The sequence below is a fragment of the Ruminococcus gauvreauii genome, assembly GCF_025151995.1.
GTDB lineage: Bacteria > Bacillota > Clostridia > Lachnospirales > Lachnospiraceae > Ruminococcus_G > Ruminococcus_G gauvreauii.
Window position 1 is genome coordinate 1,052,283 of record NZ_CP102290.1, and the last position, 21,554, is coordinate 1,073,836.

Here is a 21,554-nt window from a genome sequence, read left to right on the forward strand (position 1 = left end):
CTCCTAACTATAGACAACATGTGTCGTCATCCAACCATGTATAAAAGTAATCGGCACAAATTCTATATCTCTGTTGTTTCTCGATATAGCAAAATTAATAGTTTCCTTTTTGGGTGGTGAATCTCCATTGTGTGCCGTATAACTTTGAAAGATAGCCATTTGACTTGTAAAAAAAGAAATCGCTTCTTTTCCGTATAAGTTTAGGGATCTCATATTTTTCCCGGTATCTTGATTGTAAACAACAGACGCAAAATCAATCTTTCCGCCTGTTACATCTGTGGGACCGCCGTCCAGTATAGCATTCTCCAATCGCAGCCAGTACCCGTTCCCGGAACATACAAACTTTCCGCGGATATTTGCACTTTGACAGGTTAGTTTTCCTGCCTCCGTCATAGAAGAATACGTGCTTTTCCAAGCGATCTTGTTTGCCTTCAGGCGAATGCTGTCCGCCTTCTGGGTAATCAGTGACTCCACCTGCCCTTTGGTAACCGTTAACGCAATCTTGCCGTCCATGACAGAAATTTCTGCAAGCGCCGTTTGCGCATCCTTTTGCGCAGCTTTTGCCGCCGCGTCTGCTGCAGCGATATCCTTATCCTGCACCCGATCCCACGATGCTCTATCTGGTCCAGAAGCAGCATTTCCCGTATACTTCCAGAGTTTTCTTACATTGTTGCCATAACCGCCATGCGACGATTCCGGATAGCTGGATCCGCTGATCGAGACAATGGCTGCATCCGTCGGCAGCGTAGCAGGCGTATCCTGATTTTTCCAGTCTGCTGTCGCAGCCTCTACCTTTGTTACCCGGAATCCCCAGTAACTATCCTTTGAAGTGTCTGTTCTCCAATATAGCCAAAATACATGGGACGGTATGCGGACCGTTTTTGCCCCGATCGCACCTCCAAGCTTTGGCATGGCATACATTGTTCCGTCACGTTCGTAAAAAATCTGTATCCAGTCGTAGCCGACGCTTTCTGTTTCTGACTGCGCGTCAAATGTGACCGCAAGACCTGGTACGCCATAGTTGTACCGATACGCATAACCGGTTGAGGTGTCGTAATACAGATCTCCTTTGTGTAACTGCCGGAGCTCTTTTGTGTTCCAGCCGCTTGCCGGCTCATTAGAAATCGTTGGCGCATAGGTTCCATACCAGATTCCTTTTTTCTGCGTAAGCTGCTGTTCCACGCTTTTGACAGACAGGCTGATCCGCCCCTCCGCCGCCTCGATCGCCGATGTCACCTGTTTCATCGCGTATTGTTTACTTTCGTTCTCTGCGTCTGAGATTTGTTTCTCAAAATAGGTTTTACAATCCGTGGACAGGGTTTCCGTCTTGATGGATCCGGCTTTGATCCGTTCACCGAGGATGGTTCCATCCAACAGCATGCCGGTTGTATAAGGGCCGCTGTAGCCGTTTCTGCTTCCGCCGATTCCCTCTTTGTTGATCTGCAAAATTCGGCTTGCCAGATTCTTGTCCGGCGCATCCATATATAAATCACGCAGCCACAACCCTTTTTCGTCAAACTCCGACAGCTTATAGCCGCCTTTGCTTCCCGTCATGCGGGCAGTCAATTCGTTAATCGAGGATTTCAGCCACTCCGTCTGGACTCTGACCTGATCCTCTGCCGCTTCCTGCGCTGTGCGGACTGTGTTCGCTACGCTTTCAGTGTATGTGAGCTTCCGTTTTTCACCAAGGCTTATCTTAAAGCCGTCCGGCTCCTGCAGCGGTATGGTAAGCTCCATTAGCGGAAACACACGATTCATACCGTATGGTTCTGCCTCGCACAGGATCCGGTCTCCCGGCTCAAACTGATCATAATTGGTAGCAAGCACGGATAAATCGGCGGCCGTAAGCTCCAGAACCATGCTTTCAAACTGGGCGCTCTCCAAATATTCCCGTCCCTTTTTCAGAAGATTTATGGGAACATTCACGTCATCCCACCGGACCGTTCCCCGGATCCATCCAAAAGCTTCAACCGCCTTTTCGTTATAAATGTAATCCAATCCGTCATTGACTGATCGGATGTCGACATAGCGCGGAAGTTTCTCGAAATCGCCGGCATCCGTTTTTACTTCGGCATCCAACTTGGCACCGAGCGGAATCAGGCAGGTAATCAGGTCATCTGTAGTGATGCTTTCCGTGTAATCCAGCAGGTTGAGTCCGAATTTGATGGGCTGACTGCAGTATTTTCCGTATTCCTCCAGTGTGATCCAATCCAGATACAACTGTTCATTTTCATGCCGGAGACGCAAATACCCTCCCAGCTTCCCCACCAGTTTTTCGCGGATCGCCGAAAGGGTATTCTCCCTGTTTGTAAGCAGATAAAAAGAATCATTGCTGTCATGAACAGATACGATTCCAAGGCAGATTCTTTTTCGCGCCTCCACCTGGGAATTATGAATATCCAGCCACTTTCCCAATATCTGGCGCGGACTTAAATTGCGGTACTCGGCCTGCGGCTGGATCGTATCGGCCAGAAAGCTGAGCGCGCCTTCCACAGAGATTTCCTTTTCTTTGTATAGATTCCGTTCCGATGAACGAACCTCTCCGTAGAAGATTTCTTTATCGTCCCGGAAGACACTGATCATGGAACGGCGGTTTCGGATCTTTTCATACGCCGGATTATCCTGCGGCACCACGCACTTGAATTCTCCGGCGTATCCCGTCAGGAGATGGAGATTGGGATCTACAATGTGATAATATTCATCTCCCGGATAATACAGGTATTCACCATCCAGATAAACCATATACATTACAACATCCTCCTTCTATATTTAACAGATAAAATCGCGTTTCCTTTAAATTGCAGGACCACATCATTTTTATCAACAATCAGGTCAGGGAAGCGGTTTTCTCCTGTCCGGAGCGTATAGGTTTTCCCGTTTGCCGTCATGGTAAGGACATCAGAGGAAATCTGCTTCACCTCAATCACCGGTACAAACGGCATCCCGATTTCAGAGATGGTAAAAGAAAACTGTTCTGCAAAGGTCAGATTCTCTCCGTCATCAATGACTCCATCCAGAAAACTGAACGTATCCCAGAGCCAGTCTGAGCCAGCATCCAGAACGCTGTATTTATAAGGATCTGCGTCACGGATCACCAAAGCAAACGTTCCCATTCGCTGTGTTCTGTCAAATTCCTCAATAGTGGCCCTGCCCTGCCAAAAATAACCCGGATCATTATCAAACACGAGCTTCACGAGATTTCCATGCAGCAGGTTCCGGTACTCGGAGATTACAATATCCCACTCCCTGCGCTCGCGTACTCCGCCAAATATAATCCGGATGGATCGTGTGCTGTACACCGGACGGCCAGTCAACGCTTCTGTGTAATCCAGCTTTCCGGGACGTCCCGGCACCTGCACATAATAAGATTCCAGTTCCGGTTCCTGCAGGTAATCATTGTTACAGATAATCAGCCCCCAATCCTTTAGGCTGTGGTAACTTTCTCCTGTTTTTACCAGTGTGACCGTTACAGCATTTGTAATTGCATTCATCTTCTCGCCTCCCTTGCGGCCATAACAGGCAGCTGCCGGTTAATTTCCGGAAGCATTTCCCCCACCACTTTTTTCTTATCCAGGTATATATTGCTTCCAGAGGCAAGGTACGGCAGATATTTCTGCATCACCTGCAGCATCTCCGCAATTTCCGGCACTGTATAAGCTGGCTGCTCAGCTGCATTCCAGGACATACCGGAGTCAATGGCGTACTGGATTTCGTTGACCGGAAGCTCCGCATGAATATCCGAAACATCCAGCAATTCACTCATTGCATCCTGCACGATTCCATTTTGATCTTCCAATCCTTTTACGTATCCTTCTGCCACAGAGCTACCGATCCGTCGGAACACCCTCGAAGGCGAGTTGATTTCCAGCGTGGAATTCGCCGCATTGATTGCACTGACCGCAATATCCGTTGCAGCCCTGATCACCCGTGACTCCCCGGCATAGATTCCATCTGCAAGTCCAACAGCCATATAATATCCCGTACTATACAGGCTTGATTCCGTTGCGTTGCTCTCTACGCCGGAAATAGCTGCACCCGCAAGACCGACCCCCGCACTCTGTACGTTGTTCTGCGAATTATTTAGTCCTTCCCTAAGACCATCACCCAGATACATGCCGGTGATTCTCGTTTTCCAGGAAGGCGAGGCAACACCAGCACCAGCGTTAACTGCATCCACGGTTTTCACACCAAGATCCTGTCCCTGCTCTATTGCCTGGGCCTGGGCGTTTTGCATTCCTTCCACTAATCCCAGGACTGAATTAGCACCGGTCTCGCCCAATAAGCTCTGCATATCTTCTGCGCCGCCCGCAACCGCAATGCCGAAAGAAGTGAGCAGGTCTTGTCCGGCAATATTGGCCATTTCCTTACAATCAAGACTTTGATTCCATAATTCATTTGCTTTTGCCAGTTCATCCCCTGACATATTGACAAACTCCTGGACATACGTAGAACCCTCTGGTCCCATTGATGCCAAATATTGCATGAGCCCTTCATCAATGGAAACAACCGCACCATTTGTTGCAGTTTTGGTGTCCTCCATGAGAGTTGTCAGGTTCTCTTCCCATGCAGTTACTCCGTCTACCTGACTCTGCATGTTTTCCAACAATTTTTCTTTGGTGATCTCTGTCCCGGCATTGAATTCCTCAAACATGTTCATCTGAGATTCCAGCGCGCCCTGTACGTTTTCCTGCATGGTCAGGACACCATTGGTAACATCAACCGCCATCTGCTGCTGTCTCTCCGACAGTTGGCTGTATGCCTCCAGTTCCTGGCCGAGCACTTCTATACTCGCCGCAGATGCTTCCTGCTTCTGTACGGCCGCTTCTGTATTGGCACTTGTGGCTTCCGTATTGGCATTTAGGTATTCGGTGGCTTGTGTAATCTGCTCGTTGGCTTCACCCTGGGCTTCGTACAGCTCAGCCAAAGCCGCCTGCCGCCCTTCTTTTGTCTCAATAAGCTTCTCTTCATCCTCAGCCATCCGTTCATAGGCCTCAGATACTGTCATCAAGACGCCCTGATATTCCATCTGGGCTTCCGTATGTTCTTGAGTTTTCTGGTATAGCTCATCCAGATCTCCGTTGCCAGTTTCCAGTGCTTCTCTGTAATCTTCCTGTGCCTTTTTCAGTTCTTTTTTTCTGTCTGTTTCTGCCTGTTCTGCTTCTGCCCGTTTCTCCTGGATCTCCTGAAGTGCCATTGAGGTTTCCTTGAGTTTTCCCTGCCCTTCCGTCAGCTTAATCTCTGCGTCGACAAGCTTTTCCGTGGCTTCTTTGACCTTCTCCTGTACGACCTCAATTTGTGCCATTTCCGCAGCATTTTCTATGTAATCCTTGATCTCTCCGGATCCCATGTTGAGCTTTCCGGTCACGGAGTCAATCTCCAATCCCATTTCCGGGAACATGGTGTTCAGCTCCATGACCACCGTCTTCATACGGCTCTGTTCTTCCGTTGTAAGATTGGTCTTGCCTGCCAGGCGGTCCAATTCATCTGCTAACCGGTTTGCGGTCTGCTCACTTGCCGTGTTCCCTTCCATTGCAGTTTCAATCCCTGCTGTCGCTTCGATCAAGTTTTCCGCTGCGTCATGCAGTTTTCCGTTCATTGCTTCCGCGGATTCCGCCAGTTCGTCAGTTTTGGATTTTGCTTCCTCTTGGCCTGATGCAAAAATAGCGACCGCAGCAGTCAGCGCCACAATACCACCAACAATCAGCGTCGCAGGGTTTGCAAGCATCGCCAGGTTCAGCCCTTGCTGTGCCGTAGTGGCAGCCACAGTTGCTGTTGCCTGCGTTGTGGTAGCCACTGTCTGAGCTGCCGTTGCCGTTGCATTTGCGGTTTGTGCTACAGTAGAAGCTGCAGTAACTGTTTCCGTAGCCGCCTGTACGGTATTCATGGCTTTTAAAGCTTTTGCCGCCTCAAATCCCACTTTCATAGCTTGGACTGATTGAGCTAATTTCAAAAGTTTAGGAACAGCTATCCCGGCGCCAGCCCCAAGTGCTCCAACAATCGATATTGTCTTTTTGGCTGGATCAGACAGACCTTTAAACCATTGAGTTGCATCCTTTACCGTATCGGTCACTTTATCGATTGCCGGCATGGCGGTCTCCAAAAATTCACCTGCCAGTTCGCTTCCGGCAACTTTCAGGTTATTTGCAGCGACCTTTGCCTTATCCCACGGATCTAAGGTTTCCTGGAAGGTAGTTTCCACGGTATCACCATATTGGGACATTGATTCATTCAGGTCATCCAGGCTTATCCTGCCATCCCGAATTCCGTCCGCCATGACCTGCGCGCCTTTTGTGCCAAACACCTCCTGCGCAATCGCAAGGGCTTCAGTCTCAGTGGAGGCGTTTTTGATGCTGTCTATGGTACGCTCTAATGCCTCTCGTGCGCTTAATCCCTCTTTTGCGTAATTGCTGACCGCTGTTTTTAAGCCCCGGATCGCCGTACTGGAATCTACGCCGTTGCTTTCCAGCAACGCAAGCAAATTTACTGACTCGGATAAGTTTAAATCCAGATCTTTGAAGGTAGCTGCATTTCCATCCAGCTCACTCATCAACTCGGATACACTTTTCCCGGTTTCCTGCCCGCGTTTTGTAAGAATACCCAATAATTCTCCGGAATGTTCGGAAGAGACATTGAACTGGGTCAAAATTCGGTCTGTGGCATCGATTGACTCATTCAGATCCGTACCATTAATTTCAGCAAACTCAAGAAACTGCCTGGAAGTTTTTTCAAGCGCTTCTCCGGTTTCTCCAAAACGGGTATTGACCTCTCCAATCGCTATTCCGACATCTGACATTTCCACCGGAAGCTCCCCAAAAACATTGTCAGCAGAATCTGTCAAACCGGATAACGCATCGCCGGTCGCTCCCGTCTTTGTTATGATCGTGTCATAGCCTTCATCCAGCTTTTTCGCTGCATCATAAGAAGTATTTGCTAACGTTTGAATCGCTTTAGACCCGACATCGAAAACTTCAAATATTTTTTCACGCGCATACATTTTCTGAGTCTCTAAAGTAAGCCTCTTTGTCTCGTCAGCTGCCTTATCTACCGTTTTTCCAAATGCATCAATAGATTTTGCACATCCATCCGTAGCATCTTCCGCTTCTTTCATATGCGCGGAATTTTCATTCAGTGCCCGCACCATGTTGATTGTCTGCACTTTTGCATTATTAAGCTGTTTTTCCCAATCGCGTACTCGATTCTCGGCTTTTTGATATTTTTTTTCACCATCATCTATGGTCCGAGAAAGACTTCCTACCGTCTCTCTCTGGCTTTTCATCGCTTCGTCGGATGCTTCTCCAGACTTCTCCATCTGCTGCAAAGCTTCTTTTGCCTGAGTAAGCTTTTGTCTATATTCCTCCAGCTCATTACCAACGCGGTCATAATCTTCCCTCGCATGCTCTAATCCTTTACTGATTTCTTCTTCTTTTTGTCTGTGCACATCAAGAGTTTTTGTCAGTACCTCGTGCTTTTTATTTAAAGCCTCCAGCGTGTTAGCTGAACCTGCTGTTTCTGCCTCTACCAGTTTCATTTCGGAGCGCATGGCAGAAAGGCTTTTATTACAAGAACTAACTGATGAACAAAATTCTTTTTCTCCATCCAGCACAATCATTGCGCTTATCTTTTTTGCATCCATAACTCACCTCTAAAAAATGCATAAGAAAACCGCCCCATATTCGAGGCGGTTTCCTATACACTATCTCTTTTTTCTTTTTTCCACACGTATAAAAATATTTACTCGTTTCCATACTTCGAATAGCACATCATCCCGATATACTTTATCGTAAAGTGCATGAAATCTTCTGCTATCACATTTCTTTCCTGTCAGATATAGTTTGCTTTGGAGTTGTTAGTATTCATTACATTCTATCACTCTTACCCTCTCTACAAACATGAATGAAACAGGGAACCTTTCCAAAGACTGCGTTTTCTTTCACAGTCATTATCGGTACTATGTTCCCCTCCGACTCCATCTCATCAGAAATACGACTTCGCCAAGCTTATACGTTTTCTCTTTACCTTTCGGTGATGGGCAGGGCCTCTCCAGTTCCGAACCACACTTTTCATACACACCGCTTTCTATATATCGAGGGATTCCTCCGTGTTGCTTTCCAGTATCTTCACACGTTCCATGATTTTCGCCCAAATGCGCAAGGCTCAACTTCCCTTTGTTCTCTTTCAAGACCTTTTTATACGATACGACAGAATTCACTTTATGTTACGGTCTGCATGATTGCTCGCTCCCTCATCGGGTTACTTTATCCACTCGCTTAGCACCCTGTATTAATACAACGCACCGAGTTTAGCTACACGCTCACTGGCAACTACCGTGACCGGACTTACACCGACAAGTGTGGTCCAGCTTTGCTGGACACACCGCATAGAAAAAGCGCCTGCCTAAGCAAGCGCCATCTAAAAGCTTATTTTTTATCATGCACAATCAGATACGTCAGCAAATCGTCCATCGAGATTTTTGCCGGGCCTTTGTCAATACAATTTCCAAATTATTCCGCGCCCCGAAGAAGCAGGCGAACTCCCCTAAGGAATATGCTACCTACCACACATATGGCAAGCATAATAAGCGACATTTCCCAATTAAAAGGGAGACAACCAATGATAGCCAAAAAAAACATTGTCTTATACGGACATGTATTTAAGAAGTAAGCAAAAATATTTTTCACCGTTCTAAAAACCCGTTTAACTTTTTCCATACGCTCCCCCTTTTTTATGATTTTATCATACCATAAAAAGGGTCATAAGTCCATCAGAGACCTCTCTTTTTCGGCTGCTTTGAACAGGGTTCTGCTGACTTCAAAATTGTGTAGTTTCTTATATTCTTCAAACAGATCACACCATTTTCCGAAGTACATATGAGCAACTTCTCTTTCCGCGTAGCCGATCTTCATACCAATCACTACAATCCACGCAAAATTTATCGGTTCCCCGTCGTCTCGTTCGTTTCCTTCTGCGTGGACGCTTCGTTTTTTCTCGCAAAGCACCTCATAAGCTCTTCATGCAGCAAGCTCCCCATCTCCTTTGGAGACAGGTCTACCTTCCGGAGCAATTCGTCCCGCATGACACCTGGTTTTCCCTCAATCGCCAGTCCTTCCTGAATAAACCAATACAAAGCACTGTTGACGCATTTTATGTTCGGAATTTTTGTGACTCCAACAGCAAACCCTTCTTCATTCGTCACCACATTCCCATTCTCATCGTACTTTGCCTCGAACCCCAGCAAGCCGTTGTCAAAATCACTTAAATCCCCGAACTCTTCCTGGATCTTCTCCAACACCAGAATATCACATTTGTAAGGATATTTCTCACCGGATAATTCTAAATATTGCATTTCATCAAACATACGTTCTCCTTCCTCCCATCCGGGGCTTTTTGCCCCGGATCATGCAAATACTGTTTTACTTAAGCATCAGGGGAGCTCGGCGTAAACTTCCCGTCAATCCATGCCCTGGCAGCTTCCTCTGTATCAAATACAGCGATCTCCTTCCATTTTCCATCATCCAGCGCCAAAGCCCGGCCATTAATCGACGGCGTCTTATATTCGATAGATTCACCTTTCGTTGCATAGTCTTCTGCCGGCTCTGAGAATTTCACCTTACAAAGGAAATTCGCAGTAAACGACCGTACGCCATCTACTTTTTCCACCGTAATCCAGGCAACGCCAACATAACCATTTTCATCATCTGCATTAAATGTTACAGATTTGTTGGGACTGTCTGCTGTTGTATGTCCAAACATATCCGCGTGTGCCTGGATCGGAATGGTACTGGTGTTTAAGACCACATCTGCATAACTGAAGATTTTGTCATATTCGGCCTGTACATCATCCGCATACAGAGAACCTTCCGCATAACTCGGAGTTACCTGGATTGCAATTGCCTTTCCAAATGTAAACGGTGTGCTGTAAGTTCCTTTTTCTGTATTCAATTTTCCAATGATCGGTTTTCTAAGTCCAATATAAGCCATAGTTAGTCCTCTCTTTCTTCTTCGATTTCACACTCGAAGATTACATGTTTTGTATCACTTTCCACAAGTTCTGTAATTACAGGATACGTAAATCCCGCTGTAAACAACTTTTCCCTTACCTGATTCCGGATCTCCTGATATTCAGCCCCTAATGGCAGAAACAAATGAATCTGCATATGCGCTGTTATAGCAAGCGGCTTATCATCTCCAAAAGAAGATGCCCGGGTGTCCGCATAGCTGAAAGTAAAATACTCTTTTTCTGTTCCGGTATACACATCCTGTTTTACAGGCAACCCAAAATCAGACAGTGCCTCAATTATTTTTTGGTTAATCGTCATTCATCCACCTCCCTGTCAAAAACCTCGTGTTTTTCGTTATTAACCATCCTGGTCAATACTGTTCTTACGCGTTCCTTTGCAGTCCTGTACTCAAAGTAAGCCCATTTTTCCAGAATCCGCATCAGTTCATTCACTTTGAAACTCCTATACCTTCTTACTCCATCCTCATCACCTCCCTTCTGCCTATTTTCCATACTTTATTTCACTCATTTTGATCAGGATGTTCTCACCATTCTTATCCATTGGTCATTCCAGCGACTGTCTGGCTTTATTTAATTCAGTCTTTTCCAACTCTTTTTAACCAAAATGCAGGGTTTCTCTTTCTGCAATTAAAAAGAGACAGCCTAAGCCGCCTCATATTCGTCAGTTTTGATATTAACTGCATATCGTATCATTTACTTACCCGGTATATCAGGGACACCTCAGCCGGCAGTTATTAAAAGCTGCCGGCAGTGTCAAACATCCATAAAGATTTTAGAGTAGTCACCGGTTTCTTATGTTTTTTGATAATATCATAGTATCACAGGATCTACTGACATTCTATGACATGATCGGGTAACTCAAAGTTCTTGAGTGCCTTCCCATGAAGCCGGTGTATCTGACGTTCAGAATAATTCAGCTTATCCGCAATATCCCACCAGTCTAATCCCTTTATATAACGGTAAAATAACACATCCTTTTCATTTTCACTTTTCAACTGCTTGATCCTTGCTGCAATATCCAGATACTGCCGAATCCGATTGTATCGTTCTTTTACGAGTTCACGCTCCATTCCATCCAGTTTTGCCGCATACCCAGACAAATCCCTTTGCCCGCTCCCGTGCGGCATACCGTCATAGTTTACGGAAATGCTGACCTTTAATATGCGTATTTCATCTATCTCCGCACAAATACGGTTGATGTGCCGCACCGATTCACGATAGGAATTCAGATACTCTTTTTTTAATTCATTTTCTTCTATCAACTCCATAGATATCACCTCCAGTACTCAATGATTTCTTACAATGTAAATTTGCTCTTCTGATTATTGACGCTCCCCACTCCTCTGCCCGAGTCCATATCGCTGAAATAATCATTCCTAGTCCCACACAGCTAATCAGCTGTTCTGGTATGGTGCTATACCATCCCGATAAATCTACCGCTATGTATGCGAGCAATATGGACGTGATAAGTTTATTTATCACATGCCTGTCCCCCCTGATATATATTCTGATTTCTGCTCCAACAATTTTCTCCGCCTTCATCTCTCATTGACAAAAAACAGTGCGCACCTTATAATAAGTTTGCGCAAACATATGTTCGTATTTGTTAAGCTTACAACACTGTTTCTATGAAGCCCAAGATGTATTGCGATAGCCTCAATTGTTATATTTCTTTTTGCCAATTCTGACTTCAAATTTAAGTAAGGCATTTATCCACCTTCTTTCTGTGCAATTGCGTTGTTTTATATTTGTATATTATACTCAATCGCGTTATTTGTCAATTAGTTTCTACTCATTTGCACAACCTTTTATTTACTATGTTTTTCACTTGTGTTAAAATTACATTATAGGCAAAAAAGGATGGTGACATAATGGGAATCGGTCTAAAGCTAAGTCAATTAATGGAGATACGTGGCACAAACGCAAATGAACTTGCAAAAAAAGTAGGGGTAGCACCCACTACAATTTATTCTATGATTCGCCGAGACAGCAAAAAGGCTGATATTGAAGTTTTAATAAGAATAGCTCATGAACTGGGAGTATCAACTGAATATTTTTGTGATAATGAGCCTGATCCACAAAACTACGAACCAACCTACGAGGATATCCAATCATTGGTTGCGCGCAATGGAAAAAAACTCACGCTCGAACAAAAACAGGAGCTGATCAGAACACTATTGTCAGAGGATGATTGAGTTCCCATAAGAAGTGATCGTTTTTGACGCATTCCGGCTGGATAACAATGCTGAAATGCCTTGTCTGCAAAACAGAACTCTTCAATCAGCCGGAAAATAAATGTGATCACTGTAAAATGTGCACACACAGACCGAATTGCACTTATGAAGAAAATAAGCTGTTGGTTGCAAAGGCTCGTGAACTGATCCACCAGCCAATTGAATCCATACCAAGTTTTTACGCTTCTGAAAGTTTTCATGAAAAAGATGAAATATATAATTAAGAATGAATTAACCGCCAGTGGCGATTAATATAAAACATTCAAGGGGGAAGCACATATGAGAAAGAAAATTTTAGTAGTTTTATTGTGTTCTGCATTTTTTATCGGTGGATGTGGAAGTGGTGTAACTCAAGATGAATATGACAAACTAAAGGCTGAAAATGAAAGTTTAACTTCTGAACTTGAAACATTGAACACGGATTACAGTAAGATGGACAAAGAGTATAATGCCTACAAAGAAAAAATGAAACCCTACGAAGAAATGGAAGAGGCAGAGGCAAATGCCAAAAAGGCAGAGCTTGAAGCTGCTGCCAAAGCACAACAGGCACAGGATGAAGCAACTGAAGCTGTAAAAAAGGTATGGAATTTTGACAAAGGAACCCTCGCAGCAGGTGCCACACGAAAATTATATGATACCGCTGCAAATAAAACAAATGCTGTTACAGACGCGACTATTAAAGATTCCTTAAACCAAGCCTTAGCTGCCGCCTCTGATGCCTTAACTCAAGCTGAACAGGCTGCTGCCGAAGAGGAAGCCAAAAGACAAGCTGCTGCAAATGCAACTTTAGAGCAAAAAAATGCATTAAGAAAAGCAGGGGACTACCTTGATTATACTTCATTTTCTTATAATGGCTTAATAGAACAATTAGAGTATGAAGGATTTTCTCCCGAGGCTTCGAAATATGCAGTTGATAACTGTGGAGCCGATTGGAACGAACAAGCTGCCAAAAAAGCCGCAGATTATATGGATTACTCTTCCTTCTCACGGGATGCTTTGATTAATCAGTTAGAATATGAAGGATTCACGTCGGAGCAGGCTGCATATGGTGCTTCTGCCGTTGGTTATTAATTTAAAATGTATTAACTGCTTCGGCGATTAATATAAAATTACATGGGAGAAACTTTGAATGAAAAAGAAAATTATTGCAATTGTATTATGTTTGGCCATAACACTTTCTGTTGTTGCTTGTGGAGGAACTAATGACAAAAAAGAAACTGCACCAGGTGATTCTCTGCCTGCTGGAATAAGCCAGGGATACAGCGATGATGTTTTTAACATCGACTCACTGCCAGTATCTATTAGTTATGGCAATGGAAAAATCACTATAGAATCATTAGAAACCGAATGTAAAGAAATTAATTACTCAAATGAAGTATACGCAACTGTTATTTTGGATGTTTCGACCCTTTCGGAAAATGAATTGCATTACCTTGGTGACGGAAATATCTATGATTCCGATAAAGATATGCAGCTTTATTTAATGACAATTAATCCAGATTCAGATAAAGTTGAAAGTGTAGACCCCGAGGATCTATCTGATAAATATTTACATCTTAATCGGAATGATACTGTTTATGAAAATGGAAAATTCACATTGAAATTTGATTCTATTGAAGATAAGGATCACCGAAATACTTTTTCTGGGAAAAAAATTACACTGTCTTTGGATTTGCGCCAAGATCAAAATAGTAATCCTTCGGAATATTTTTATGATACAACAATTGAATAACTGTTCAAAACTAATGAACTGCAATTAAAAATTAACCGCTTAGGCGATTAATTATAAACCGGATCACTGTCAGGCAGGACAGGGGGGATCTGGAAAAACACTTTTAAGGGAGGGAATTATATGAAAAAGAAAATTATTGTGGTTCTAATTTGCATAATGGCTTTTTCTGTGACAGCGTGTGGGGGTGCAAAACAAAATGAACCATCAACAACATCAGAATCGCCTGCGAAAACAACAGAAGAGTCAATGGCGGAGCCGACAGTGGAAACAGATTCAAAACAAGAGCAAAACACAAATAAAGATTTCAGAAATGCTACCTGGGGAATGACAATGGATGAAGTAATAGAAAGTGAAGGTAAAGATCCTGATCTACAAGACAAAGAAATGGTTGGTTACCATGATGTAAAATTAGGGACAATATCTACTCTTTTATTCTATAAATTTGAAGACAATTCATTATATGCGGGCCTGTATTTTTCTGATGAAGTACATACTAATACTTTAAAATATTTAGATGACTATAATTCAATAAAAAACTTATATATTGAAAAATATGGTGAACCATCAAAAGATGAGGTTGTATGGTCTGATAAAACGTTTTCTGATGATATTGCATACTCACTCATGTTTGGATATGTAGAATATTTTACTGTTTTCACTGAAAATAATACAAATATACTTTTTCATATGTATGGAGATAATGGGGATGTTTCATTTTCCATTACTTACATTGATTCGGGATACAAGGACACACCCGACACTTCAGGTATTTGATTGATCTAAAATTCTAAATGGTTAATAACACGCCTAATTGCAGAACAGGCAAAGCAAACTTAATTTAATAAAAACCGCCCCCTGCGCCAACAGGAGACGGCAAGTATACATCCAAGAATGTACACCTTATTTCAACCATATTGTACCATTCTCGGAGCAGCCCCGCAAGCGGAACATTCGTTCCGACTGGCTGTTATTTTTATACCATTTTTTAAGGAGCTTATGACAACGAAGCTTAAGGATATCGACACCGAAACACTGATACGCTCTGTAAGCCTCGAATCCGGTCGTAAATCGAAGCAAAAGGGCAAAAGCGGGACAATCTCCCCCAAGACGGTCAGAAACGAATTTGGGCTGATTACGGCGGTTCTGAACTATTATGGTGTTACATATAACGAAAGTCAGATCTCCCTCCCACAGGTGCCGGTGCTGCTGGCGATGTGGCTGTCATTCTCCGCATCGGAAATCGCTGGCCTTACAAAATCCGGATTCCTGCTACAGGATGTGAAATATATTGCGTTGAACGAAGTTGTACTGACCATCGACGGGTACTTTCAAAATATTATGCAACACGGAAATCAAAAACCCCAGTAAACACTGGGGTCTATGGAGCGGAGACGGTGGGATTCGAACCCACGTGCCGGTTGCCCGACAACTTGATTTCGAGTCAAGCTCGTTATGACCACTTCGATACGTCTCCAAATATAAAATTCACACGACATTCATTATATTATGAACTGTCTCTTTCGTCAACGGATTTCTTTGCTTTTTTCCGGATTCTTAATTCTTTAAAGAACTCCGACAGCATCTGGCTGCATTCATCAGCAAGAACCCCCCGGATGACTTCCACCTGGTGATTAAATTCATCCATCTCCAAAAGATTTAATAAAGATCCTGCACAGCCTGCTTTCGGGTTCATGCTGCCTATCACCACACGGTCTATCCTTGCCTGCACAATGGCACCCGCGCACATTTGACATGGTTCCAGTGTAATATACATCGTGCACCCTTCCAAACGCCAGTCACCTAATTTTTTGCTTGCTTTCCTGATCGCATTCATTTCTGCATGGGAAAGCGTGTTTTTATCCGTGTTTCTCCGGTTATATCCCCGGGCAATAATCTTATCATCAGAGACAATCACACAGCCGATCGGCACCTCATTTAATGCATATGCCTTTTTTGCCTGGCGCATAGCCTCTTTCATATATTTTTCATGCCGCTCCATTTTGTTCACTCCCAATATTATTTTTCAATCGCAGTGATATTTCCTTGTTTCATCACATATGTTTTCATAGAACACATACTCGAAAGGAAGCATTCGCCTTGTCCGATTACAGACGATTTATCTCTTACCTTTATGAATATAAAAACGAAAAGAAGACATATAACCGGGGATTTCTGAAAGCAGAAGCCAAAGGAGGAATCTTCAAACTGGAAATACATATTAAAGATTCCGGCCTTGCCGCCTCTGTCCCGGTTCAGATTTTCGGCTTTACCCGCAATGAGGATAAACTCTCGGGAATTTTTCTGGGCAGCACGCAGACCTCTTCCGGTTCCATTGGATGCTGTCTCAAAACTGCCGACCAGGATTTGAATGGCTCCGGTGTTCCGATGAAGGATTTAAACGGAATCCTCCTCTTGTGCGGCGGTACTCTTTGCTACGCAAGTGCCTGGGATGATCTGCCCGTCAACCCCCAGCATTTCAAGGCTCCTGAAGCCCTTTCCGATGCTGAATCAGAATCAGATGCGGCACCCGTCGAACAGCCACCCGAAACCAACGACGGTTCTTCCGGTGATGCTCTCCCTCAATCAGCCGATGAGACGAATCCATCGGCCGAGGACAGCGCTGAGGAACCCTCACTTGAGGCGGAAGAGGTAAAAGAGTTGGCGGAAGAAGAAAAGTCTCCGGCAGAACTGATGGATTTTATTCCGGATCCTCCCCTTTCCCGCTGGGAGCGGGTCATGGATCTGTATGAGTCCATAAATCCCTTCAGCGACGGCAGCGTAACAGAATGCGTCAGGCTGGACTTAAAAGATCTGCCTGCGCTCAGGAAAGAGCGCTGGCTGATCGGAAATAACCCGCTTATCCTCCACGCCTACTCCGAACATCATCACCTTATCCTCGGAAAAATGGATGATCATGACAGATCCGTCTATATCTTCGGCGTGCCGGGTACTTACACACCAAAAGAAAGATTTATGGCGGATATGTATGGTTTCCCCTATTTCAAAGCAGCCAATTCCGGCAGCAGAAATGTCCCACGCTTCGGATACTGGTACCGCATCATCGACTAATCGGTCCCTCTGATCTCTACCGTTGATATCCACTCCCTGAGCAGGTCGGCAAATTGATGCAGCTGCGCCCCATCATATCCGGAAAATACAGGCGAGATGACATTTTCTGTTTCGCGATAAGCCTGCAGATAATATCTCGAACACCCTTTCAGCCATTCGCCGATGGCAATGAAATCTGATGTCTGATGAAGTTCTCTGGTTACTGTTGTGCGAAACTCATATTCCAGAGGACTTTCCATCAGATAGGAGACCGACTCTTCAATTCTGGTGATATCAATCTCAGGAATCCCTGTCGTCACTGCATATTTCTGACGGCTGTTTTTTATATCCATAGCAACATAATCGATCAGCTTTTCCTGCGCCAGCTCTTTTAAAATCCACGGTTTATATCCATTCGTATCCAATTTCACCGGATAATCAAGCTGTTTGATCTTACCCAGAAATTCACCGAGATCATCAGAGAGCGTCGGTTCGCCTCCGGTTATACACACACCTTCCAGTATTCCCTGTCGCTTTTTGAGAACAGAGAGTATTTCTTCCTCATCCAGCAACGGTTCCTTCTCCGGCGATATGACCAGTCCGGCATTATGGCAAAACGGACACCGAAAATTGCAGCCGCCCAAAAACACCGTACAGCCAACTTTGCCTGGATAATCCAACAATGTCAGCTTATTAAATCCATGAATCCGCATCTGTCTGTATCCTCCCGGATTTGAAAAAGATGCTGTATGAAACAACATCTTTTTCGTATCTATTCTTCAGTAAGGTAATTCCTTATTTCCATTATCGCAATATCTCTGCCAGAGACTTGGATTTGAGTTCATCCTGAAGCAGCTTCTGTACTCTGAGCAGTTCCGCATGCACATAACACGGCTGTTCCGGCAGATTTCGACTGCAGCTTTTCCTCATGCAGTGTGTGATCGCAAAATCCGGTTCGATAGCCAAAATAATATCATACAAATATAATTCTTCCGGATTTTTAATAAGCATACATCCGCCATGTGTTCCACGGGTCACGCGGACAATCTGTGCCTTCTCCAGTTTTTTTAATATTTTATATGCAAAAGCCTCTGGAATCTCTTCACATTCACAGATATCTTTGGCTCTGATTTTTTCTCCGCTTCTCAGTGCCCGCACAATACGGATTGCATAATCGCTTTCTTTTGTGAACAGCATTGGTTACTCCTTTTGTGGACTATTTTATCTACTATCAGTATAGCAAAGCGGGAATCAAACGTCAAATCAAAAGTATCCTGCTACGCAAAAACACCGTATGATCGGCAAATAGCGATCTTACGGTGTTTTTTTCATCAGTCGAAGCGACAGGATTCGAACCTGCGGCCTCTGCGTCCCGAACGCAGCGCTCTACCAAACTGAGCCACGCTTCGTCAACCAGCTTTGTTATTATAGCATTGGCATTTTAGAAAATCAAGTACTTTTTGGAATTTTTTTATTTTTTTCCATTTATTTAAAAACAAAAGAACCGCCACTACCCAGCGGCGATTCCTTTATCCGTAATTTTATCCTACAATATAAACGTCTGCGTACTGCATTCCAAAGTTCAATGCCTGCTGATGACTTCCCATAAAGATATCAACATGTCCGTATGCCGTTCCGCGGTCTTCTACTGTATAGACCTGTCCATTAATCATTAATTTGGTACCAAACGGAATTCCTCCCATGGCTACAGTTCTGCCCGGAGTCGGTGCCGTCCCACTGGCTGTTGCACCGCCTGACCACTGACCGCAGCATTTGCTGCATGAACAGTATGCCGTCAGTTTAAAGCTTCCGAGATAGCTTCCCTGTGAACTGCTCCCTGAATCTGAAGAAGTCTCTGAACTTTCCGGTTCTTCCTCCTCCTGTTCAGTTTCTTCCTGATTCGCTTCTTCCGAAATCTGCGGCTGATCGCTTGTCCCGCTCTCCGTATCAGTATACTCCGGCTCGTCTGAACTCTCGTTTGCCGAAAGCTCCTCACTGTCAGTCTGCTGATCTTCCTGTTCGGAAACCTGAGCAGCCTTTTGGGCTGCTGCTTTTTCTGCTGCTTTCTTCGCAGCTGCCTCTTCCGCCGCTTTCTTTGCTGCAGCCTCTTCGTCTTTTGCCTGTTTCAGCAGGGCATTGATATCTGCTTCCTGACTGCTGATTTTATTCAAAAGAACTGCTTCCTCAGATTCCGCGTCCTGGAGATCTGCAGCATATGTATTGATCTGATTATATGTAATCTGGACTAATTCTTCAACTTGTCCCTGCTGTTCAGCACTCTCTGCACGCAGTGCTTCGATCTCGGCCTTTTCTGTTTTAATCGTCTCTTCATGCCGAGCGATCGTCTCTTTTGTCTCCTGATAACTCTTCAGCATATCTCTGTCATACCGTGAGATCTGTGAAATATTGTCTGCCCTGTTCAGGAACTCTGAAAAACTGCCGGAGTCAAAAAGCATTTCCAGATAACCCGAATTCGTCTGCTCATACATATAACGAATACGGAGTTTCATATCCTCATACTGCCGGGCTTCTTTCTCTTTCGCTTCCTCAAGCTCTGCCTGAACCTTTTCAAGTTCCCGCTGCTTTTCTTCTGACTGCTTCTGGAGTTTTTCCAGACTGTTCTTCAGATCAGTCAGCTGAGTGTTCAGCTCGTCCAGATAAGCTTCAGATTCTCCTTTTTTGGATTCCAGATTATCAATTCTGTTCTGAGCCTCATTCAATGATGATTCTGTCTGCTGCTTTGCTGCTCTGGCATCCTGAATTTTATCCTGTGTTGTGGCTGCCAACGCCGGCATTGCTGTCGTCACAGCCAGAATTCCCGCTAATAGAAAACTTAATAATTTTTTACGATTCATAATAAAATACCTCTTATTTTTCGTTCGTGAATGTAATTATAACACAGTTCTTCACAAAATAAAAGCTATTTTTTAACACTCTGTAACATATGTGTAATAAGTCGTAGTTTTTTTGTATATTTTTCGACTAAATCTCCCACAATATATGGGTTATGGAGAGTCAATTTTTGCGCCATGCACACAAATACTTGTTTTTTAAGACTCCATTCACCAATTTTCCCCATCCCAGAGAAAATCGTTCGACACAGACGAGCTTCCAGCCATTTTCCTGCCCGCATTCCCCTGCTTCGACAGATATCGTCTCCCCCTTCAAATAACGCTCCACTCTCTCGTCCTCCGCTGGCAGCATGATCACAGATTCGAACTCTTCGGGACGAAGTGCCATCGCAAACGGCTGCTGCGGCTCAAAACGATTTTTCTTAAGGTCTCCCAGGTAAAGACCATTTCTCAGAAACCGAAGTCCTTTAACTTCCCGCTGAAATTCCGGCACTTTATATACCTTATCGCCCCGCACATCAATCCCGGCTGTAAATCGCTCTGCATTCACTTTCCGGCAAAAGGTCTCCAAAAGCTGGCGTCTGCTTTTTTCCATTCCCCGGAAAGACTGGCAGCCTCCCCCATTTTTACAATCTGAATTCTTCTGAAGAGTGCCGTCCTTTTTCAAAAGCGCCATGAAATGACCTTCTCCCCGCATTCTGTGCGGCCAGATCCGGACACATTTTTCTAATTGGGCATTTCCGTCACCCCACGCCGGATTCCCCTTCGAAAAACCCTCATACGGCTCAATGTCCATCAGACTCATGTCCTGATGTTCTGCAAGCAGCCTTGATATGCTGCCTTCATTTTCCTCACCGGAAAATGTGCAGGTGGAATACAACATCAACCCGCCCGGCTTTAACATCTTTACCGCATTATCCAGAATATCCCTCTGCAGCTTTGCAAAATATGCCGGTCTGCTTTCATCCCATACCGCTGCTACTTCCGGCTCCTTCCGAAACATTCCTTCTCCGGAACACGGCGCATCCACCAGTATCTTATCAAAGTATGCTTCAAAACAGCGGCTTAGGTTTCCGGGTTTTTCGTTCGTTATAAATGCATTTTCAATGCCCATCAACTCAATATTTTTCAAAAGTGCTTTCGCCCGTGATGTGCTGATTTCGTTGGCAACCAGAAGGCCTTCCCCGCCGGTCAATGCCCCCAGCTCGGTGGCCTTTCCCCCGGGTGCCGCGCACAGGTCCAGAACCCTGTCGCCCTTTTCCACAGGAAGACGAGAGGCAGGCGTCATCGCACTCGGTTCCTGCAGATAATAAAGTCCTGCAAAATAAAAGGGATGTCTGGAAGGCATATCTTCCTCCCGGTAAAAGTACCCATTTGGCACCCAGGCAACCGGCGTGATTGGAAATGGGGCAATGGTTTCAAATTCCTGAGGTGATATTTTCAATGTATTGACTCTCAGCCCAAACTGCCTTGGCTCATCATAGCTTTTTAAAAATTCCTGATACTCTGCACCAAGCATCTGCTGCATCCTGGTGATGAATCCCTGCGGCAACTCCATGTTTCATACCCTCCTTACACTGTATTTCGCAGAAAAACCCTGCCGGTACTTAAGTATCGGCAGGGCACATAATTATCATATTCTATATAATATCACATAAACCGGCTGTTTG

The 21,554-nt window shown here is 44.5% G+C and carries 20 protein-coding genes and 2 tRNA genes; 6 read left to right on the forward strand and 16 right to left on the reverse strand.

Annotation, left to right across the window (positions count from 1 at the left end; all coding sequences use genetic code 11):
• Positions 1-3: 3 nt before the first annotated feature.
• The 9 genes from NQ502_RS05145 to NQ502_RS05185 all read right to left on the reverse strand — a co-directional run bounded on the left by NQ502_RS05145 (position 4) and on the right by NQ502_RS05185 (position 11,286).
• Positions 4-2,748 (reverse strand): phage tail protein, encoded by a 2,745-nt coding sequence (locus NQ502_RS05145; protein ID WP_049898214.1) that lies wholly within the window; start codon positions 2,746-2,748, stop codon positions 4-6.
• Complete coding sequence (locus NQ502_RS05150; RefSeq protein WP_028529135.1) at positions 2,748-3,491, reverse strand: phage tail family protein; 744 nt, start codon at positions 3,489-3,491, stop codon at positions 2,748-2,750. Before NQ502_RS05150 ends, NQ502_RS05145 begins: the two co-directional genes overlap by 1 nt.
• A complete protein-coding gene (locus NQ502_RS05155; protein WP_049898212.1) occupies positions 3,488-7,633 on the reverse strand; it encodes a phage tail tape measure protein in 4,146 nt (1,381 codons plus the stop codon). Before NQ502_RS05155 ends, NQ502_RS05150 begins: the two co-directional genes overlap by 4 nt.
• A gap of 868 nt (positions 7,634-8,501) precedes the next feature.
• Positions 8,502-8,708, reverse strand: a complete 207-nt coding sequence (locus NQ502_RS05160; RefSeq protein ID WP_028529134.1) for a hypothetical protein — start codon at positions 8,706-8,708, stop codon at positions 8,502-8,504.
• Positions 8,709-8,929: 221 nt separating this feature from the next.
• Positions 8,930-9,355 (reverse strand): hypothetical protein, encoded by a 426-nt coding sequence (locus tag NQ502_RS05165; protein ID WP_028529133.1) that lies wholly within the window; start codon positions 9,353-9,355, stop codon positions 8,930-8,932.
• Between the two features lie 59 nt (positions 9,356-9,414).
• Positions 9,415-9,978: a major tail protein gene (locus NQ502_RS05170; protein WP_028529132.1), complete on the reverse strand. Its 564-nt coding sequence runs from the start codon at positions 9,976-9,978 to the stop codon at positions 9,415-9,417.
• 2 nt (positions 9,979-9,980) lie between these two features.
• Positions 9,981-10,316 (reverse strand): hypothetical protein, encoded by a 336-nt coding sequence (locus NQ502_RS05175; protein WP_028529131.1) that lies wholly within the window; start codon positions 10,314-10,316, stop codon positions 9,981-9,983.
• Entirely contained in the window at positions 10,313-10,450 is a 138-nt protein-coding gene (locus tag NQ502_RS05180) for a hypothetical protein (protein WP_156887910.1), read from the reverse strand. Before NQ502_RS05180 ends, NQ502_RS05175 begins: the two co-directional genes overlap by 4 nt.
• 395 nt (positions 10,451-10,845) lie before the next feature.
• Positions 10,846-11,286, reverse strand: coding sequence for a DUF1492 domain-containing protein (locus tag NQ502_RS05185; protein WP_044983334.1), 441 nt, complete (start codon positions 11,284-11,286; stop codon positions 10,846-10,848).
• 603 nt (positions 11,287-11,889) lie between these two features.
• Between NQ502_RS05185 and NQ502_RS05190 the strand changes: the two genes are divergently transcribed.
• From NQ502_RS05190 to NQ502_RS05210, 5 genes are all read left to right on the forward strand, one after another.
• Positions 11,890-12,213 carry a helix-turn-helix domain-containing protein gene (locus NQ502_RS05190; RefSeq protein ID WP_028529129.1) on the forward strand — a complete coding sequence of 108 codons (324 nt, stop codon included), beginning with the start codon at positions 11,890-11,892 and terminating at the stop codon, positions 12,211-12,213.
• 318 nt (positions 12,214-12,531) lie between these two features.
• Positions 12,532-13,323 (forward strand): Ltp family lipoprotein, encoded by a 792-nt coding sequence (locus NQ502_RS05195; protein ID WP_049898210.1) that lies wholly within the window; start codon positions 12,532-12,534, stop codon positions 13,321-13,323.
• A gap of 58 nt (positions 13,324-13,381) precedes the next feature.
• Positions 13,382-13,984, forward strand: a complete 603-nt coding sequence (locus NQ502_RS05200) for a hypothetical protein (RefSeq protein WP_028529127.1) — start codon at positions 13,382-13,384, stop codon at positions 13,982-13,984.
• Positions 13,985-14,104: 120 nt separating this feature from the next.
• The gene (locus tag NQ502_RS05205; RefSeq protein ID WP_028529126.1) at positions 14,105-14,758 is read left to right on the forward strand and encodes a hypothetical protein; all 654 of its coding nucleotides are present in this window, start codon (positions 14,105-14,107) and stop codon (positions 14,756-14,758) included.
• Positions 14,759-14,980: 222 nt separating this feature from the next.
• Positions 14,981-15,352: a hypothetical protein gene (locus NQ502_RS05210; protein ID WP_148511940.1), complete on the forward strand. Its 372-nt coding sequence runs from the start codon at positions 14,981-14,983 to the stop codon at positions 15,350-15,352.
• A gap of 18 nt (positions 15,353-15,370) precedes the next feature.
• Here NQ502_RS05210 and NQ502_RS05215 read toward each other — a convergent pair.
• Positions 15,371-15,458: transfer RNA gene (locus NQ502_RS05215), tRNA-Ser, on the reverse strand.
• A 30-nt stretch (positions 15,459-15,488) separates the two neighbouring features.
• A complete protein-coding gene (gene tadA, locus NQ502_RS05220; protein WP_028529124.1) occupies positions 15,489-15,983 on the reverse strand; it encodes a tRNA adenosine(34) deaminase TadA in 495 nt (164 codons plus the stop codon).
• Between the two features lie 98 nt (positions 15,984-16,081).
• Here tadA and NQ502_RS05225 point away from each other — a divergent pair, with 98 nt between their 5' ends.
• Complete coding sequence (locus tag NQ502_RS05225; RefSeq protein ID WP_028529123.1) at positions 16,082-17,053, forward strand: hypothetical protein; 972 nt, start codon at positions 16,082-16,084, stop codon at positions 17,051-17,053.
• Here NQ502_RS05225 and NQ502_RS05230 read toward each other — a convergent pair.
• From NQ502_RS05230 to NQ502_RS05250, 5 genes are all read right to left on the reverse strand, one after another.
• A complete protein-coding gene (locus NQ502_RS05230; RefSeq protein ID WP_028529122.1) occupies positions 17,050-17,745 on the reverse strand; it encodes an anaerobic ribonucleoside-triphosphate reductase activating protein in 696 nt (231 codons plus the stop codon). The two genes, NQ502_RS05225 and NQ502_RS05230, sit on opposite strands and share 4 nt — an antisense overlap.
• A gap of 91 nt (positions 17,746-17,836) precedes the next feature.
• Positions 17,837-18,229 (reverse strand): RrF2 family transcriptional regulator, encoded by a 393-nt coding sequence (locus tag NQ502_RS05235; RefSeq protein ID WP_028529121.1) that lies wholly within the window; start codon positions 18,227-18,229, stop codon positions 17,837-17,839.
• A 138-nt stretch (positions 18,230-18,367) separates the two neighbouring features.
• Positions 18,368-18,441, reverse strand: a tRNA-Pro gene (locus NQ502_RS05240).
• A 132-nt stretch (positions 18,442-18,573) separates the two neighbouring features.
• Positions 18,574-19,887: a PcsB-like coiled-coil domain-containing protein gene (locus tag NQ502_RS05245; RefSeq protein WP_028529120.1), complete on the reverse strand. Its 1,314-nt coding sequence runs from the start codon at positions 19,885-19,887 to the stop codon at positions 18,574-18,576.
• A gap of 160 nt (positions 19,888-20,047) precedes the next feature.
• Entirely contained in the window at positions 20,048-21,442 is a 1,395-nt protein-coding gene (locus NQ502_RS05250; RefSeq protein ID WP_028529119.1) for an RsmB/NOP family class I SAM-dependent RNA methyltransferase, read from the reverse strand.
• Between the last annotated feature and the right edge of the window lie 112 nt (positions 21,443-21,554).